This window comes from Mameliella sp. CS4 (genome assembly GCF_019392335.1).
GTDB lineage: Bacteria > Pseudomonadota > Alphaproteobacteria > Rhodobacterales > Rhodobacteraceae > Antarctobacter.
Map to the genome: position 1 here is coordinate 1 of NZ_JAHXRQ010000225.1, position 254 is coordinate 254.

The 254-nt window shown below is 66.1% G+C and carries 1 pseudogene; it reads right to left on the reverse strand.

Features of this window, described 5'->3' with window-relative positions:
- A pseudogene (locus KZZ07_RS27190) lies at positions 1 to 254 on the reverse strand (hypothetical protein); the annotation flags it as partial.

A 254-nucleotide genomic window follows, 5' to 3' on the forward strand; every position in this document is an offset into this window, starting at 1 on the left:
CGCATCGCGCTGTATTTGGACTCGCCGTGTTCGCGCTCGGCGTGATGCACCAGAATCTCGGTGGTGTGCCGGGCAAAGCCGTTGGCCAGAATCGGAATAAAGGTGCTGCGCTCACGGCAGGCGAGCATGGCGTCGACGATGGTGCGGCGGTAGGCGCGCAGCATGCAGCCGTAGTCGGTCATGGCCACGCCGGTGGAGCGTTGCACCGCCAGGTTGATCAGGCGCGACGGCCAGCGACGGAAGGCCGAGTCCTG